Here is a 14222-nt window from a genome sequence, read left to right as displayed (position 1 = left end):
AAAAGCCTTTCAGCGTGAAATGGTCCTGTCCGGCTTCTATGCCGGGTTCTTGTCGGCACTCAGCAGCCTGCGCATGGTTTCCGCGGTCTCGCGGATGATCTTGGGCCGGCTGCGGTAGGAGAGGGCAAACAGCGCCGCCAGCGCAACCAGGTATGGCACCGCAAGGATCAGGTAGGACGGGAAGCCGAAGGTTTGCAGACGCAGCGAGAAGGCGTCGGCGAAGCCGAACAGCAGACAGCCCACCAGCACCTTCCAGGGATCGCCGTTGGAGAAGATCAGGATGGCAACCGCCATGAAGCCGCGCCCGGACGACATGTTCTCGGTGAACATGGTGATGTAGCCGAGCGACAGGTGTGCGCCCGCAAGGCCGGCCAGCAGGCCGCACAGCAGCGAGGCCGTGTAGCGGATGCGCGTAATCGAGATGCCCAGCGCCTCCGCCGCTTCCGGCTTCTCGCCGACGACGCGGATATAGAGGCCAAGCCGGCTGCGCTTGTAGAACAGGATCAGCAGCGGCACGGCGATGAAGGCCACATAGACCATGGGCGTGTAGCCCGAGATCAGCGGCGCCCACGAGCCGAGCAGTGCCTTCGCGCCGGGGATCTGCACCTTGGGTAGGCCGACGATGCCCTGTCCGACGATGGAGCCGCGCGTGCCGAAGATAGCCTTCATCAGCGAGACCGTCATGCCGCCGGCAAGAATGTTGAGTGCAAGGCCGACCACCACTTCATTGGCCCGGAAGCTGACGACGAGGACGGCGAAGGCCAGCGCGAACACCAGTGCCGCGGCCACGCCGCAGGCCACGCCCACCAGCGCCGAGCCTGACCAGATCGAGCCCAGCACGGCGAAGAAGGCGCCGACCAGCATCTGGCCTTCCAGGCCGATGTTGAAGATGCCGGCCTTGGTGGTGAAGGAACCGCCCAGCGCCACCAGAAGGATCGGCGCCGTGGTCCGCAGCATCGCGACAATGAGCGCGACGTTGACGAGGTTGCCTAGAATTTCCATCGACGTTCCCCTGCGGTGCTGTCACCGCGCCGCTTCATCAGAACCTGGGCCGACACGCTGAGGATGATCAGCGCCTGGATCACCGTGATGATTTCGCGCGAGGCGTTGGTGTCCACTTCCAGCAGCAGCGAGCCGCTGCGCAGCGCGCCGAAGAACAGCGCCGTGAAGATCGTGCCGATGGGCGAGCCGTTGGCGAGCAGGGCCGCGATCAGCCCGTCGAAGCCGAAGCCGGGCGCAAAGCCTTCCATGAAGCGATGGTGCACGCCCAGCGTCTCGACACCGCCGGCCAGCCCGCCGATGGCGCCGGAGGCCAAGAGCACGATGAAGCCCTGGCGCTTGACGTCGATGCCGCCATATTCGGCGAATTTCGGTGCCGAGCCGACCATGGAGGCCGAATAGCCGCGCGCCGTGTGGCGGAACAGCCAGGCGACCGCGACCGCCAGCACCAGCCCGACGACCAGTCCCCAGTTCAGCCGGGAGAAGGAGAAGATCTCCGGCAGATACGCGCTTGGGAGGATGGGCGGGGTTTCGGACCAGCCGCCGGGACGCTTGAAGAGAAAGATGGTGAAGTAGGAGGTCAGCAGCACCGCCACATAGTTGGACAGGATGGTGGAGACGACCTCGTTGGTGTTGTAGCGCGCGCGGAAATAGGCTGGGATCGAAACCCAGGCCGCGCCCGCAAGAACCGCCACGATAAGAGCGACGACCATGTGCAGGCCGGGCGGCAGCGGCAGCGCGAAGCCGACCAGCGCCGCGGCGAAGCCGCCAAGGAAAAGCTGGCCCTCGATGCCGACATTGAACATGCCGCCGCGCAGGCCGACGCAGGCCGCCACGCCGCAGATGAGGATAGGTGTCGTCTGCAGCAAGGTGCCGGCGATCCTGGTCTGGTCGCCGAAAGCCCCGCGCAGCAGGGTCATGAAGACCTTTACCGGACTTTCGTCGACGAGGACGATGATGACCGCGCCGATGGCAAGCGCCAAGAGCACAGCTATCGCCTGGCCGTAGAATGCGCGCAATCTGTCGCTCATGAAACGAGTTCCCGTTCCTTTTCGCCGGGCTGCAGCCCCGCCATCATCATGCCGATGGTCTCGTCGTCGGCCTCGTTGCCGTCGACCTCGCCCATGAGGCGGCCGTTGAAGAGAACCAGGATGCGGTCAGCCAGCGTCAGCAGCTCGTCGAGCTGCACGGAAATCACGAGCACCGCGCGCCCGGCCGCGCGCTGGCTCATGATCTCGCTGTGGATGGCTTCCTGGGCGCCGATGTCGACGCCGCGCGTCGGCTGGTCGATCAGGAGGAAATCGGCGTCGTTGGTGAATTCGCGCGCCAGCACCACCTTCTGGATGTTGCCGCCCGAAAGCCGCTTGACGGTATCGTGCGGCCCGCGCGCGCGGATGTCGAAGCGCTTGATCATCGCCTCGGCGTCCCTGTCGGTGGCCTTCCAGTCGAGCACGCCGTTCCGGCTCCACGGAGCCCGGTGCTGGCGGCCCATCAAAAGGTTGGACGAAATCGAGGCGCCGCCGTCGACGCCGCGGATCATGCGGTCGCCCGGCACATGCGCAAAGCCGGCCTTGCGGATCGCCGCCGGCGAAAGCCGGGTCAGGTCGCGGCCATTGAGAAACGCCTCGCCATGGCTGGCAGGGCGCAGGCCGGCAAGCACTTCCGCCAGCTCGGTCTGGCCGTTGCCGGCGACGCCGGCGATGCCGACGATCTCGCCGGCGCGCACGGTGAAGCTCACGTCGCGCAGGGCAGGCAGGCGGCGCTCGTCGCGCGCCCACAAATTGCGCACGTCGAGCACGACCTTGCCGTGGGTGGCCTCGCGCGGGCGCCGGTCGAAGCTGACGTCGCGGCCCACCATCATGCGTACGAGGTCGGCCTTGGTGAGCTCGGCAGTCGGACGGGTGGCGACATGCTTGCCGTTGCGCAGCACCGTTACCGTGTCGGATACTTCCATCACCTCCTCGAGGTGGTGGGAAATGAAGATGACGGTCATGCCCTCGGCCACGAAGCGACGCAGCGTCTGGAACAGCTCGCGGCTCTCCTGCGGCGTCAGCACGGCGGTCGGCTCGTCGAGGATGATGGTGCGCGCGCCGCGCACCAGGACCTTCAGGATCTCGATGCGCTGCTCGATGCCGACGGAAACGAGGCTGACGCGCTCGGTCGGGTCGACCTTCAGGCCGACGCGCTCGGAGAGCTCGCGGGTCTTCTCGATCTGCCCGGCGTGGTCGATGAGACCGTTGTTGATGATCTCCATGCCGAGGAAGATGTTCTCGGCGATCGAAAGCGACGGCACGAGCTTGAAATGCTGGTGCACCATGCCGAGGCCCGCGGAAATGGCCGCGGCCGGGTCGGCAAACACGACGTCCTGCCCGTCGATGCGAATCTTTCCCTCGTCGGGCTGCAGCAGCCCGAACAGGATGTTCATGAGGGTGGTTTTGCCGGCGCCGTTTTCGCCGATGATCGCGTGGATTTCGCCGCGGCGAACGGTGAGGTTGACGTTCTCATTGGCGGTGAAAGCGCCGAAGCGCTTGGTGATGCCAATGAGCTCGACAGCGTTTTCGGCGGGGCGAGCTGCGGTCGTTGTCGAGGATGCGTTCGACACGAAAGACCTCACAGTTGGGTTGGTCGATCAACCCGGCGTCCGCACGGACCGATGTGCCGGATTGCGGGCGGCGGCGCCGCATGGCGCCGCCAGCCTTTCGAGAGATGCCGAACCGGCCTTACTTGGCCTTGACGATCTCGATCTTGCCGTCGACGATCTCCTGCTTGATCTCTTCCAGCTTGCTGGTGATCTCGGAGGGGATGTTGGCGGCGATGTCGTCGCAGACCTTCACTTCGACGCCGCCGGATGCGAGGTCGAACGTGCGGGTGCCGGGGGTGACCTTGCGGCCCTCGACCTCGTCCTTGATCAGCGTGTAGACGGCGATGTCGCCGCGCTTGAGCATGCTGGCCAGCACGTTGCCCGGAGCCGAGCCGCACATGTCGACGTCGACGCCGATCGAGTACTTGTCGGCCGCAGCACTCGCCTGCATCACGCCTTCGCCCGTCGGGCCAGCCACGTTGTAGACGATGTCGGTGCCCTGGCCGTAGAGCGCCAGCGCCAGCTCGCTGCCCTTGGCCGGGTCGTCGAAGGTGCCGGCGAACACGGCGTTCACCTTGACGTCCGGCGCGGCATACTTGGCGCCCTGCTCGTAGCCGCCGAGGAAGTTGCGGATGACGGGAATGTCGCGGCCGCCGACGAAGCCGATGGCCTTGCCGTCGCCGATCTTGTCGAAGGAGCTGCCCTGGTTCTCGATCAGGCCCGCCAACGCGCCGGCCACGAAGGAGCCCTGCTCCTCAGCGAAGCTGGCATAGACGATCTTGTCGCTGTCCAGCACGCCGTCGATGAACACGAAGCGCTGGTCGGGATAGGCCGCACTTGCCTTCTGCAGCGCGTCCACCAGCTCCCAGCCCATCACGAAGATGAGGTCGTACTGGCCGCCCTTGGCGAGGTTGGCGAACTGCTCTTCATAGTCGAGCGCGCGGTTGCCGGTGTCCACCAGCTTGAGATCGATGCCGAACTCGTCCTTGGCCTTGTTGAGGCCGTTGACGATGGAGACGCCGAAGCCCTGTGCGAAATAGCCGGAAATGGCCGCCACCGACACCTTGTCCTGCGCGCCGGCTGCGCCGATCGAGGCGGCAAAAGCAACGCCGGCGATCGCAAACTTCTTGAACAAATTTCTCATCCCGCTTCCCATGATCTCCCTGGAAACACTGCTTCAAGCCCGACGCGTTGCGGTATAGGTTATCCCAACTTGTTGGTGCTCATATGACTTTATGGGTGGTCTAACAATCTGTCAATCGGGGTGCATTGCAGCCCACAGGAGTCATCGCCGTTAAATAAGGCCAGCCGGCGTCTGGCGCTTGACAATCCACGCCAATCGCTAATTGTTGCTACTCTAACAAGTTAGGCCAGTTTCAAGCCTGGTCGGTTTTTCGAGAGGACCCATGTCAGACATCCCAATCAAGAAGCTCGTCGTCCAGGTCGAGGAGATATTCCACGAGGGCGGCCCGCGCGCCGACAAGCCCCTGAAGCGCGGCGCGGTGCTGGCCGTGGTCGAAAACCCGTTTGCCGGCCGATACGTCGAGGAAATCGCCGGCTTCATGGAAGATCTGAAGCCGGTCGGCCTCGCCATGGCCACGAAGCTGCTGGAAGCCATGGGCGGCGAAGCGGGCGAGATTGAGGCCTATGGCAAGGGCGCCATCGTCGGCGGTGCGGGCGAGCTGGAACATGGCGCGCTGTGGCACAATCCGGGCGGCTATGCGATGCGCGAGCTGCTGGGCGACACCAAGGCCATCGTCCCCTCCACCAAGAAGGTCGGCGGCCCGGGCGCTCGAATCGACATTCCGGTGGCCCACGTCAACGCCGCCTATGTTCGCAGCCATTTCGATGCGATCGAGGTGGGCATCAACGATGCGCCGCGCGCCAACGAGATCGTGCTGGTGCTGGCGATGACGACGGGGCCCCGCATCCATGCACGTGTCGGTGGCCTGGCGGCCAAGGACATCAAGGGAGAGGACGGTCTGCGATGAGCGTCGAGATCCGCAAGATTTTCACGGTCGTCGAGGAAACGCGGTTCGAGGGCGGCCGTCCGGTCAACCCGCCCACGCGCCGCGCCGTTGCAGTTGCGGTCATCCGTAACCCTTATGCGAACCAGTTCGTGGACGACCTGTCGAAGCTCAGCGACATCGGCGAGGAACTCGGCGACATCTTGCCGCGTCGCGCGGTCGCTGCCCTGGGCATCGACGGTTCCGCCGTCGAGAGTTTTGGCAAGGCGGCGGTGGTCGGCGCTGATGGCGAGCTCGAGCACGCCGCCGCCATCCTGCACCCGAAGCTCGGCGCACCCTTCCGCGACATCCTGGGCAAGGGCGCGGCGCTGATTCCGTCGTCGAAGAAGCGTGGCGGCCTCGGCGCGCCGATCGACATCCCGCTCGGCCACAAGGATGCGGCCAAGGTGCGCAGTCATTTCGACGGCATGGAAGTGCGCGTTCCGGATGCGCCGCGCGACGACGAGATCGTGGTGGCGATCGCGGTCACCGATTCGGGCCGCCCGCATCCGCGCGTCGGCGGACTGACCAAGGCCCAGGTGAAGGGCGAAGACGGGCTCGTCTGAGCCCTGGCAATTGTTCCGCCGCGGTCCAGTGGATCGCGGCGGAAACTTGTTGCGGCCCTCAGGCCGCGACTGTCTCAGGAACGCGGGCTGCCGGAGGCGTGTTGCGGCTGCGCGCCGTGCGAACCACGCCGTCCACCATGATCATGCCGATGCCGGGCAGGTTGCCCATGGTGATGCTGTCGAGGAAGTCCTTGCCGGCGCCGCCCATGGCCTGGTCCATGAAGACGAGATCGGCCGCGCGGCCGGGCGCGACGATGCCGCGATCGTCCAGCTTGCGCACGCGGGCGATGTTGCCGGAGGCGAAGCAGAACGCGACTTCCGGCGCAACACCGCCCAGCGAGGCCAGCATGGTGATGGTGCGCAGGATGCCGAGCGGCTGCACGCCCGAGCCGGCAGGGCCGTCGGTGCCGAGGATCACGCGGGCGAGCTCGCCGCGCTCCTGGGCTATCTTCAGCACCATCAGGCCGGTGCGCAAATTGCCGTTGTGGACGATTTCCAGCGCGCGCGTGCTTTCCTCGCAGACGCGGATGATTTCATCGTCGGGCAGGGCGGTCGGGCCGCCATTGACGTGGGCGATCACGTCGGCGTCCACTTCCAGCACCACGTCGGCGCCGATGCGGCCCGAACCGGGGATCGACGGGCCGCCGGTGTGGGTCATCGACGTCATGCCGTATTTGCGCGCCCAGGCGATCATCTGCCGGCCGGTCGGGCCGTCCTTGACGCCGCCCAGGCCAACCTCGCCGATCAGCGTCACGCCGGCTTCCGCGAGTTCGCGGAAATAGTCTTCCGTCATGCCGGGTTCGAGCACCGGCGCGCCGGCGATGATCTTCATGCCGCTGGGGCGGAAATTGGCGAAGCTGCGCTGCGCGGCAATCGCCAGCGCCTTGATGCCCACCAGGTCGCGCGGACGGCCGGGATAATGCGCCTCGCCAGCCGAGATCACGGTGGTCACGCCGCCATGCAGCGTGGAATCGAGCCAGCCCATCTGGTTCTGGCGCGGCGTCCAGTCGCCGGCCACGGGATGCACGTGGTTGTCGATGAGGCCGGGCGTGACGACGCAGCCCTGCGCGTCGATGATCGTCCTGGCGCCGTCGAGGTCGAGATCGGCGGCCTTGCCGACGGCACTGATGCGCTCACCGGTGCAGACGATGGTGTCGGCGTCGAGGATCGGGTTGGCGAGATCGCCGCTCAGCAGCAGGCCGATATTGCGGATGACGAGTTTGTCGCCGCCGGCGGCAGGCCCATTCGGTTCAACCGACATTCAAAATTTCCTTTTTCAAGTCTTGCGGATTGGTGCCCGGTCAAGGCCCCCGCCGGGCTGGCTCAGTCCTCGCTGCCGATCCGGTGTAGCAGGTCGAGAAGGGTCTTCTGCTCTTCCGGCGACAGCGGCGAGAGCAGCTTGCGTCCGACCTCCAGGCTGCGGTCGAGGCGTTCGAGCGTGTAGTGCGTGCCCGCATCCGTCAGCGTGATCATGATCAGGCGCTGGTCGGTCTCGGAAGGGCTGCGCTTGATGAGCCCATGCTTCATCAGCTTGCGCACCACGATGCTGATGGTGGAGGGGTCCATCGCGGTGAGCCGACCGAGATGGTTCTGCGAGACCTCGCCATAGCGCAGGATCGTCGCCAGCGCGGCGAACTGGGTGGGCGAAAGTTCCTCGCCGGCCATCACCTGCTGGAAGCAGAGCGTGGCGCGCTGGTGTGCGCGACGGATGGCATGCGCCGGATGTGCGTCGAGATCGTAGCCGGACTTGCCGTAGAGTTCGACGGCTTCCACCCGGCTGATGGGCTTGACCGCGCGCGCAGGCTTCTTGCGCGCGGCTTTGGCGCTGTCGTCCTGGACTTCGCTGTCTGTCGTCACTTTCGATCCCTTCTCGTGTTTTCGCAGGCCAGGCCGCTCCTGGCCGGACGGCGCTCCCTCTCCTGGCCGGTATTCAGCCGACGGTGTCGAGGTTGCGCAGGACCACGCCGGATTGCAACGCCCCCGCCACAGTCGCCGCGTCGCTGACCACGCCGAAATGCGTGGCGATGTCGTAAAGGCTGCTTTCCTGCTCGCGCGGGCCGGTGGCTGCGCAGCAGTCGCTCGGCACCACCACTTCGTAGCCGTTGAAGAAGGCGTCATGGACGGTGGAGCGCACGCAGATATTGGTGACCACGCCGAAGACGATGATCTGGTCGACCAGCATGTCCTTCAGCGTCATGTCGAGGTCGGTCTGGAAGAAGGCCGAGTAGCGCCGCTTGATGATGTGGATCTCGTCGTCGCGCGCGCCGAGGTCGTCGATGATCTCGACGCCCCAGGTGCCTTCAACGCAGTGCGGGGTGCGCTTCAGCCATTCGCGGTCGCGGCGCATGTTGGGGCGATGCGCGTCGTGAACCCAGATCACCGGGGCGCCGGCCTTGCGGGCGGCCTCGATCACGCTGAGCTGCGGCGCCACCAGCGTCTCGTAGCCCGGCAGCACCATTGCGCCGCCCGGCTTGCAGAAATCGTTTACCATGTCCACCACGATCACGGCGGCGCGGGCCGGGTCGAGACTTATGCTGCCGTCATGGCGGTGCGACGAAAAGCTATCCGTGGTCATGGTAGAAACCCTTCAGCATGTGCCAATTGTTTGTGTACATACAAAAACCCTGCCGGTGGCGAAGTCAATCCCGCAGCGTGGAACCGGGCCGCAAAGAGCGACCGTGTCACCAACTTTAGCCGCCAAGCGCGATTTGGGCATGCAGCGCTCCATTGACAAGATGGGGGATTATGCTCTTCGAATTGTATGACCATCAATGATATTGTGCACGGAAGCCGACTCAAGGGATCGCCGCAGGTCGTTGCGGCGGCAAGTTCCGGGTTCGTCGCGCCGCATAGAAGGAGCCGATATGAAAATCGTCGTAACAGGATCGAGCGGCCTGCTGGGCCGGCACGTCGCCGGGGCGCTGGTGGGAGCCGGGCACGAGGTGCTGGGCATCGACATGGCCCCGCCCAGCAAGGGCGGCTGGCAGCATGTCACGGCAGACCTCACCGACCTCGGCGCCACGATGCAGCTCATCGGCGCTTGCGAGGCGGTGGTGCACATCGCCGCCATCCCCCGACCGACCGGGCGCGCCCCGGCCGAAGTGTTCCGCACCAATCTCGCTGCCGCCTATAATGTGGTGGAGGCCGCGGTGAAGGCCGGCGCCTCGCGCTTCGTCTATGCCTCCTCCTTCAGCGTGCTTGGCTATCCCTTTGGCGAAAATTTCCGCGCCCCGCACTACCTGCCAATCGACCAGAACCATCCCATCGGCGCGCAGGATGCGTATGGCCTGTCTAAATGGCTGGGCGAGGAGGTGGTGGAAGCGGCCGTGCGCCGCGGCGCCTTCTCGGCGGTCAGCCTGCGCATGCCCTGGATCCAGACACCCGAGACCTTCTTCAACGAAGTGGGGCCGCGCCGCGCGCTGGCCGATTCCGCCCGCGACCTGTGGAGCTATCTCGACGCTCGCGATGCCGCCGATGCCTTCCTCAAGGCGCTTTCCTGGGAGGGCGAGGGGCATCTGCGCACCTTCCTCAGCGCCGCCGACAGTTACTCCGAAGAAGAAACCGCGGTGCTGGCCGAGCGCGCATTTTCGGGCGTGCCATTTGCCCAGGCGATCCCCGGCCATGGCTCGGTGTTCGACATCGCCCATGCGCGCGAAACGCTCGGCTTCGAGCCGCGCCATTCCTGGCGCTCGTACAAGAATTCCTGAAGGAGACGAACATGAATCGCTTTGAAAACAAGGTCGTCGTCGTCACCGGCGGCGCAGGCGCCATCGGCGGCGCGGCCGTGCGCCGCTTTCTCGAAGAGGGGGCGCGGGTGGCAGTTGTCGATCGCGACGGCGCCAAGGCCGACGCATTCGCCGCCGAACTGGGCGAGCGCACGCTGGCCGTTGCCGCAGATGTTTCCGACGAGGCCGAGGTCAAGCGCGCGATCGACAAGGTTGTCTCCACCTTCGGCCGCCTCGATGTCATGTTCAACAATGCCGGCATTTCCGGGCAAGTAGCGCCGGTGCACCAGCTTGCCGTGGAAGACTGGGACGCCATCGTGCGCATCAACCTGCGCAGCGTCTTCCTGGTCATGAAGGCTTCGCTCAACGCCATGATCGATGCCAGGATCGAGGGTTCCATCGTCAATATGGGTTCCTCGATGGCGGGCTGGGACGTGCTTTCCGGCGGCGCCGGCTATGCCTCGACCAAGCATGGCGTCGTCGGCCTGACGCGCGTGGCAGCCCTCGACGCCGCGCCCTATGGCATCCGCGTCAATGCGATCTGTCCCGGCGTGATCGAGACGACGCTCGGCGTGCCGGCGGCGGATCGCCAGGCCTATCAGGCCGGCATCCAGCGCTTTGCCAACCGCATTCCGCTGCGCCGCATCGGTCAGCCGGAGGATGTCGCGGCCGCGGTGGCATTCCTTGCCTCTGACGAGGCCCGGCACATCACCGGCGTCGACTGGCTGATCGACGGCGGTCAGACGCTGCAGAGCTGGGCCAACGCTCCCGAGGCGGAAGCCTATCCGCGCCAGCGCTAGTCGAAACGATCAATGCCCTCCGGGCGGCGCAACGCCGTCCCGGGGGATGCGCCTTGAGGACTCTTAGGGGCGCGCGTCCTTGGCCAGCCGCGCCACATGCCCGGCGATCGCCAGGCTCGAGGTCAGGCCGGGGCTTTCGATGCCGAACAGGTTGATGACGCCTGCCGCCCCATGCGCCTCCGGCCCCTGGATCACGAAATCCGCGTTCGGCTCTCCGGGGCCGGACAGTTTCGGGCGAATGCCGCTATAGGTCGGGCTCAGGCTGCCGTCGGCCAGGTCGGGCCAGTATTTTCTTATCTCGCCGTAAAAATGGTCGGCGCGGCGCGGGTCGACCCTGTAGTCCAGCCCCTCCACCCATTCGACATCCGGACCAAAACGGGCCGAGCCGTTGAGGTCGAGCGTCAGGTGCACGCCGAGGCCGCCTGGCTCCGGCACCGGGTAGATCAGGCGCGAAAATGCCGGCCGGCCCGTCACCGAAAAATAGTTGCCCTTGGCGTAGCGCAGCGGCGGCGCGAAGCGGCCGTCAAAACCCTCCAGCGAGCGGGCGATGGCGTTGGCCGAAAGTCCGGCGGCGTTGATGAAGCGCTTTGCCGCAATCTCGAATTCGCCGCCGGCGCTGTCGCGCGTCTGCAGCACGACGCGACCGGCTTCCAGCCGCCCCGAGACGACGCGGGTGTTGAGCGAGAGGAAACAGCCGTGCTCCTCGGCCTCGCCCAGCAGGGCCAGCATCAGCCCGTGGCTGTCAATGATGCCGGTCGAGGGCGACAGCAGCGCCGCGGTGCAGCGCAGCGACGGCTCCAGCGCCTTCGCCTCGGCGGCCGACAGCCGCACCAGATCGTCGACGCCGCAGGCACGCGCCCTGTCGACAATGGCGGCAAGCGTCGCCTCCTGGTTGGCGTGGGTCGCCACGATCAGCTTGCCGCAGCGGCGGTGGGGCACGTTGCGCTCTTGCGCGAAGCGGTAGAGTTTCTCGCGGCCCTCCACGCAAAACTTCGCCTTCAGCGACCCGGGCTGATAATAGAGCCCGGCATGGATCACCTCGGAATTGCGCGAACTGGTCTGCGTGCCGATGGCCTCCTCTGCCTCGATGACGATCGTCTCCAAGCCGAGCCTGGAGACCTCGCGGGCGATGGCCAGTCCGATGACACCGGCACCCGCGATGATGCAGTCGACCTGTTCCATCTCAGTCCGCAGCCCCGTTCTGCCGACGCATGATCACCTGCTCGATGATCATCTTTCCCGCGTCGCCAATGTCCTCGACGATGGCGCGCTCGGCCGCGTCCGGGTCCTTGGCGATGATGGCCTCGAGCACGTGGTAATGATGGTCGATCATGATGCGCCCGCCGGCCTGGTAGGCTTCGGCGATCAGCGGTCCCATCTGCAGCCATAGCCGGTTGAGTATGCCGCGCAGCACCACCATGTCGGCGATTTCGGCCAGCGCGAAATGGAAGACCTGGTTGAGCTCGAGGGCGCGGCTCCAGTCCTTCGCGGCGATGGCACGTTCGTTGCGCTCGATCAGATAGCGCAGCCGGGCGATGTCCTGCGGGCCGGCCTTGAGGGCGCTTTCGCGCGCGGCCAGCCCCTCCAGCTTGATCCTGATCTGCCGGATTTCCTTGTAGCGCTCCATGGTCAGGAGGGGCACGCGCACTTCGCGCGCCGATTTCTGCACCAGCGCCTCGTCCTGGATCAGCCGCAGGATCGCGTCGCGCACCGGGGTCACGCTGGTGCCGAGTGACTGGGCTATGTCCCGTATGGTCAGGCGGGCATCGGGGGCGAAGCGCCCCTTCATCAGCGCCTCCGACATGCGGGCATAGACGCTCTCGCCCAGATTCTCGTGTTCAAGGGTCTGGAAGTTGAAGTTTCCGCTCATCGTTCACGGCATCCCACACAACCGGCCGCGTATCGATAAAGTGCCGCATTGACAACATAATTTCCGAAATACATGATGCATCACACAGCAAATTTTTGGAATTTGCAAGGGTGATTCTCCGCCGCTGCTCGCCGGCGGAGCAGGACCCTCCAGTGCAAGGCCAAGAATGCCGCGCAGTCGCGGTGCTGAAACACAGGAAACCAGTATGGACGCCCAACCCAATTCCCCCGAAGCACGTGATATCCGCTATCACCTCCACGCCTACACCAATATGCGTCGGCACCAGGAAGTCGGCCCGCTCATCATCGAGAAGGGCGACGGCATCTATGTCGAGGACAACACCGGCAAGCGCTACATCGAGGCGATGGCCGGCTTGTGGAGCGTGGCTGTCGGCTTCTCGGAGCCCCGGCTGGTCGAGGCCGCAACGCGGCAGATGAAGCAGCTGCCCTTCTATCACAACTTCACCCACAAGTCGCATTCGGTCGTCATCGACTTGGCCGAGAAGCTGGTGATGATGGCGCCCGTGCCGATGAGCAAGGCCTTCTTCACCAACTCCGGGTCCGAGGCCAACGACACGGCCATGAAGATGATCTGGTATCGCTCCAATGCGCTCGGCCAGCCGCAGCGGAAGAAGATCATCAGCCGCAAGCGCGGCTATCACGGCGTCACCATCGCTTCGGCCAGCCTCACCGGCCTGCCGAACAACCAGCTCTCCTTCGACCTGCCGATCGCCAACGTCCTGCACACCTCCTGCCCGCACTACTGGCGCGAGGCTCTGCCGGGCGAGAGCGAGGACCAGTTCACGACGCGGCTTGCCGACGATCTCGAGAAGCTGATCCTGGCCGAGGGTCCGGAAACCGTCGCCGCCTTCATCGGCGAGCCGGTGATGGGCGCGGGCGGCGTCGTCGTGCCGCCGGCCGGCTATTGGGAAAAGATCCAGGCGGTTCTGGCCAAGTATGACATCCTGCTGGTGGCCGACGAGGTCATCTGCGGCTTCGGCCGCACCGGCGAGATGTTCGGCTCGCAGACCATGGGCATGCGGCCCGACATCATCGTCATGTCGAAGCAGCTGTCCTCGTCCTACCTGCCGATCTCGGCGCTGATGATCAACGATCGCGTGTTCGAGCCGATCGCCGACGAAAGCAACCGCATCGGCACCTTCGGCCACGGCTTCACCGCCGGCGGCCATCCGGTCGCGGCTGCAGTGGCGCTGGAGAACATCCGCCTCATCGAGGAGCGCGACCTGGTCGACAACGCCCGCGAGGTCGGTGCCTACATGCAGCAGCGCCTGCGCGAACTGGCTTCGCACGAGCTGGTCGGCGAAGTGCGCGGCGTCGGTCTCATCGCGGCGATCGAGACGGTGGCCGACAAGGCGACCAAGGCGCCGTGGGGCCAGGTCGGTGCGCTCGGCGCGCTGGTCAACGGTCAGCTGCAGCAGAACGGCGTGATCTCCCGCGCCATGGGCGACTCGATTGCCTTCTGCCCGCCGCTCATCATCACCAAGGCGCAGGTCGACGACATCATCGTCGCGCTCCGCACGTCGCTCGACGCGGCGCTGGCGCAGGTCAAGGCCTGATCCAAAGGCTCCAATGAAGAACCCGGCAAGAAGGAATTCTTGCCGGGTTCTTTCTTTTTGAGCGATTGGAAAGCTGTGCGGTTGGCTGCGGCCCTGCAT

General features: G+C 65.6%; 14 protein-coding genes. 5 read left to right on the top strand and 9 right to left on the bottom strand.

The window, feature by feature from the left end; all coding sequences use genetic code 11:
- Nucleotides 1-36: 36 nt before the first annotated feature.
- The 4 genes from ABLE86_RS16170 to ABLE86_RS16155 all read right to left on the bottom strand — a co-directional run bounded on the left by ABLE86_RS16170 (nt 37) and on the right by ABLE86_RS16155 (nt 4724).
- Complete coding sequence (locus ABLE86_RS16170; protein ID WP_348779994.1) at nt 37-1002, bottom strand: ABC transporter permease; 966 nt, start codon at nt 1000-1002, stop codon at nt 37-39.
- Entirely contained in the window at nt 990-2030 is a 1041-nt protein-coding gene (locus ABLE86_RS16165; protein WP_348779993.1) for an ABC transporter permease, read from the bottom strand. The genes ABLE86_RS16170 and ABLE86_RS16165 overlap by 13 nt, the downstream gene beginning before the upstream one ends.
- On the bottom strand, nt 2027-3601 hold the full coding sequence (locus tag ABLE86_RS16160; protein ID WP_348779992.1) for an ABC transporter ATP-binding protein: 1575 nt from the start codon (nt 3599-3601) through the stop codon (nt 2027-2029). The genes ABLE86_RS16165 and ABLE86_RS16160 overlap by 4 nt, the downstream gene beginning before the upstream one ends.
- 118 nt (nt 3602-3719) lie before the next feature.
- On the bottom strand, nt 3720-4724 hold the full coding sequence (locus ABLE86_RS16155) for a BMP family ABC transporter substrate-binding protein (protein ID WP_348779991.1): 1005 nt from the start codon (nt 4722-4724) through the stop codon (nt 3720-3722).
- 262 nt (nt 4725-4986) lie between these two features.
- Between ABLE86_RS16155 and ABLE86_RS16150 the strand changes: the two genes are divergently transcribed.
- Together ABLE86_RS16150 and ABLE86_RS16145 are read left to right on the top strand one after the other, a co-directional pair.
- On the top strand, nt 4987-5571 hold the full coding sequence (locus tag ABLE86_RS16150; protein WP_348779990.1) for an amino acid synthesis family protein: 585 nt from the start codon (nt 4987-4989) through the stop codon (nt 5569-5571).
- The gene (locus ABLE86_RS16145; protein WP_348779989.1) at nt 5568-6152 is read left to right on the top strand and encodes an amino acid synthesis family protein; all 585 of its coding nucleotides are present in this window, start codon (nt 5568-5570) and stop codon (nt 6150-6152) included. Before ABLE86_RS16150 ends, ABLE86_RS16145 begins: the two co-directional genes overlap by 4 nt.
- Before the next feature lie 58 nt (nt 6153-6210).
- On the opposite strand, the gene ABLE86_RS16140 is transcribed toward ABLE86_RS16145, so the two are convergent.
- From ABLE86_RS16140 to ABLE86_RS16130, 3 genes are all read right to left on the bottom strand, one after another.
- Nucleotides 6211-7413 (bottom strand): amidohydrolase family protein, encoded by a 1203-nt coding sequence (locus ABLE86_RS16140; protein ID WP_348779988.1) that lies wholly within the window; start codon nt 7411-7413, stop codon nt 6211-6213.
- Nucleotides 7414-7475: 62 nt separating this feature from the next.
- The gene (locus tag ABLE86_RS16135; protein WP_348779987.1) at nt 7476-8009 is read right to left on the bottom strand and encodes a MarR family winged helix-turn-helix transcriptional regulator; all 534 of its coding nucleotides are present in this window, start codon (nt 8007-8009) and stop codon (nt 7476-7478) included.
- Between the two features lie 73 nt (nt 8010-8082).
- Nucleotides 8083-8727, bottom strand: coding sequence for an isochorismatase family cysteine hydrolase (locus ABLE86_RS16130; protein WP_348779986.1), 645 nt, complete (start codon nt 8725-8727; stop codon nt 8083-8085).
- A gap of 289 nt (nt 8728-9016) precedes the next feature.
- Between ABLE86_RS16130 and ABLE86_RS16125 the strand changes: the two genes are divergently transcribed.
- Both ABLE86_RS16125 and ABLE86_RS16120 read left to right on the top strand, forming a co-directional pair.
- The gene (locus ABLE86_RS16125; RefSeq protein WP_348779985.1) at nt 9017-9859 is read left to right on the top strand and encodes an NAD(P)-dependent oxidoreductase; all 843 of its coding nucleotides are present in this window, start codon (nt 9017-9019) and stop codon (nt 9857-9859) included.
- Between the two features lie 11 nt (nt 9860-9870).
- Complete coding sequence (locus ABLE86_RS16120) at nt 9871-10677, top strand: SDR family NAD(P)-dependent oxidoreductase (RefSeq protein WP_348779984.1); 807 nt, start codon at nt 9871-9873, stop codon at nt 10675-10677.
- Nucleotides 10678-10740: 63 nt separating this feature from the next.
- On the opposite strand, the gene ABLE86_RS16115 is transcribed toward ABLE86_RS16120, so the two are convergent.
- Complete coding sequence (locus tag ABLE86_RS16115) at nt 10741-11859, bottom strand: NAD(P)/FAD-dependent oxidoreductase (protein WP_348779983.1); 1119 nt, start codon at nt 11857-11859, stop codon at nt 10741-10743.
- A gap of 1 nt (nt 11860) precedes the next feature.
- Nucleotides 11861-12547: a GntR family transcriptional regulator gene (locus tag ABLE86_RS16110; RefSeq protein WP_348779982.1), complete on the bottom strand. Its 687-nt coding sequence runs from the start codon at nt 12545-12547 to the stop codon at nt 11861-11863.
- Between the two features lie 205 nt (nt 12548-12752).
- On the opposite strand from ABLE86_RS16110, the gene ABLE86_RS16105 reads away from it, so the two are divergent.
- The gene (locus ABLE86_RS16105; RefSeq protein ID WP_348779981.1) at nt 12753-14123 is read left to right on the top strand and encodes an aspartate aminotransferase family protein; all 1371 of its coding nucleotides are present in this window, start codon (nt 12753-12755) and stop codon (nt 14121-14123) included.
- Nucleotides 14124-14222 lie beyond the last annotated feature (99 nt).

The sequence above is a fragment of the Mesorhizobium sp. KR2-14 genome, from assembly GCF_040049255.1.
Classification (GTDB): domain Bacteria; phylum Pseudomonadota; class Alphaproteobacteria; order Rhizobiales; family Rhizobiaceae; genus Pseudaminobacter.
Note: the sequence above shows the minus strand (reverse complement) of the source record. Positions and strands in the feature narration are given on the sequence as shown.

What these genes read in the sequence shown, in the direction of transcription:
- ABLE86_RS16120 (WP_348779984.1), top strand. Translation starts at nt 9,871, where the DNA reads ATGAATCGCTTTGAAAACAAGGTCGTCGTCGTCACCGGCGGCGCAGGC.
- ABLE86_RS16110 (WP_348779982.1), bottom strand. Translation starts at nt 12,547, where the DNA reads ATGAGCGGAAACTTCAACTTCCAGACCCTTGAACACGAGAATCTGGGC.
- ABLE86_RS16130 (WP_348779986.1), bottom strand. Translation starts at nt 8,727, where the DNA reads ATGACCACGGATAGCTTTTCGTCGCACCGCCATGACGGCAGCATAAGT.
- ABLE86_RS16115 (WP_348779983.1), bottom strand. Translation starts at nt 11,859, where the DNA reads ATGGAACAGGTCGACTGCATCATCGCGGGTGCCGGTGTCATCGGACTG.
- ABLE86_RS16105 (WP_348779981.1), top strand. Translation starts at nt 12,753, where the DNA reads ATGGACGCCCAACCCAATTCCCCCGAAGCACGTGATATCCGCTATCAC.
- ABLE86_RS16155 (WP_348779991.1), bottom strand. Translation starts at nt 4,724, where the DNA reads ATGAGAAATTTGTTCAAGAAGTTTGCGATCGCCGGCGTTGCTTTTGCC.
- ABLE86_RS16170 (WP_348779994.1), bottom strand. Translation starts at nt 1,002, where the DNA reads ATGGAAATTCTAGGCAACCTCGTCAACGTCGCGCTCATTGTCGCGATG.
- ABLE86_RS16125 (WP_348779985.1), top strand. Translation starts at nt 9,017, where the DNA reads ATGAAAATCGTCGTAACAGGATCGAGCGGCCTGCTGGGCCGGCACGTC.
- ABLE86_RS16140 (WP_348779988.1), bottom strand. Translation starts at nt 7,413, where the DNA reads ATGTCGGTTGAACCGAATGGGCCTGCCGCCGGCGGCGACAAACTCGTC.
- ABLE86_RS16165 (WP_348779993.1), bottom strand. Translation starts at nt 2,030, where the DNA reads ATGAGCGACAGATTGCGCGCATTCTACGGCCAGGCGATAGCTGTGCTC.
- ABLE86_RS16150 (WP_348779990.1), top strand. Translation starts at nt 4,987, where the DNA reads ATGTCAGACATCCCAATCAAGAAGCTCGTCGTCCAGGTCGAGGAGATA.
- ABLE86_RS16145 (WP_348779989.1), top strand. Translation starts at nt 5,568, where the DNA reads ATGAGCGTCGAGATCCGCAAGATTTTCACGGTCGTCGAGGAAACGCGG.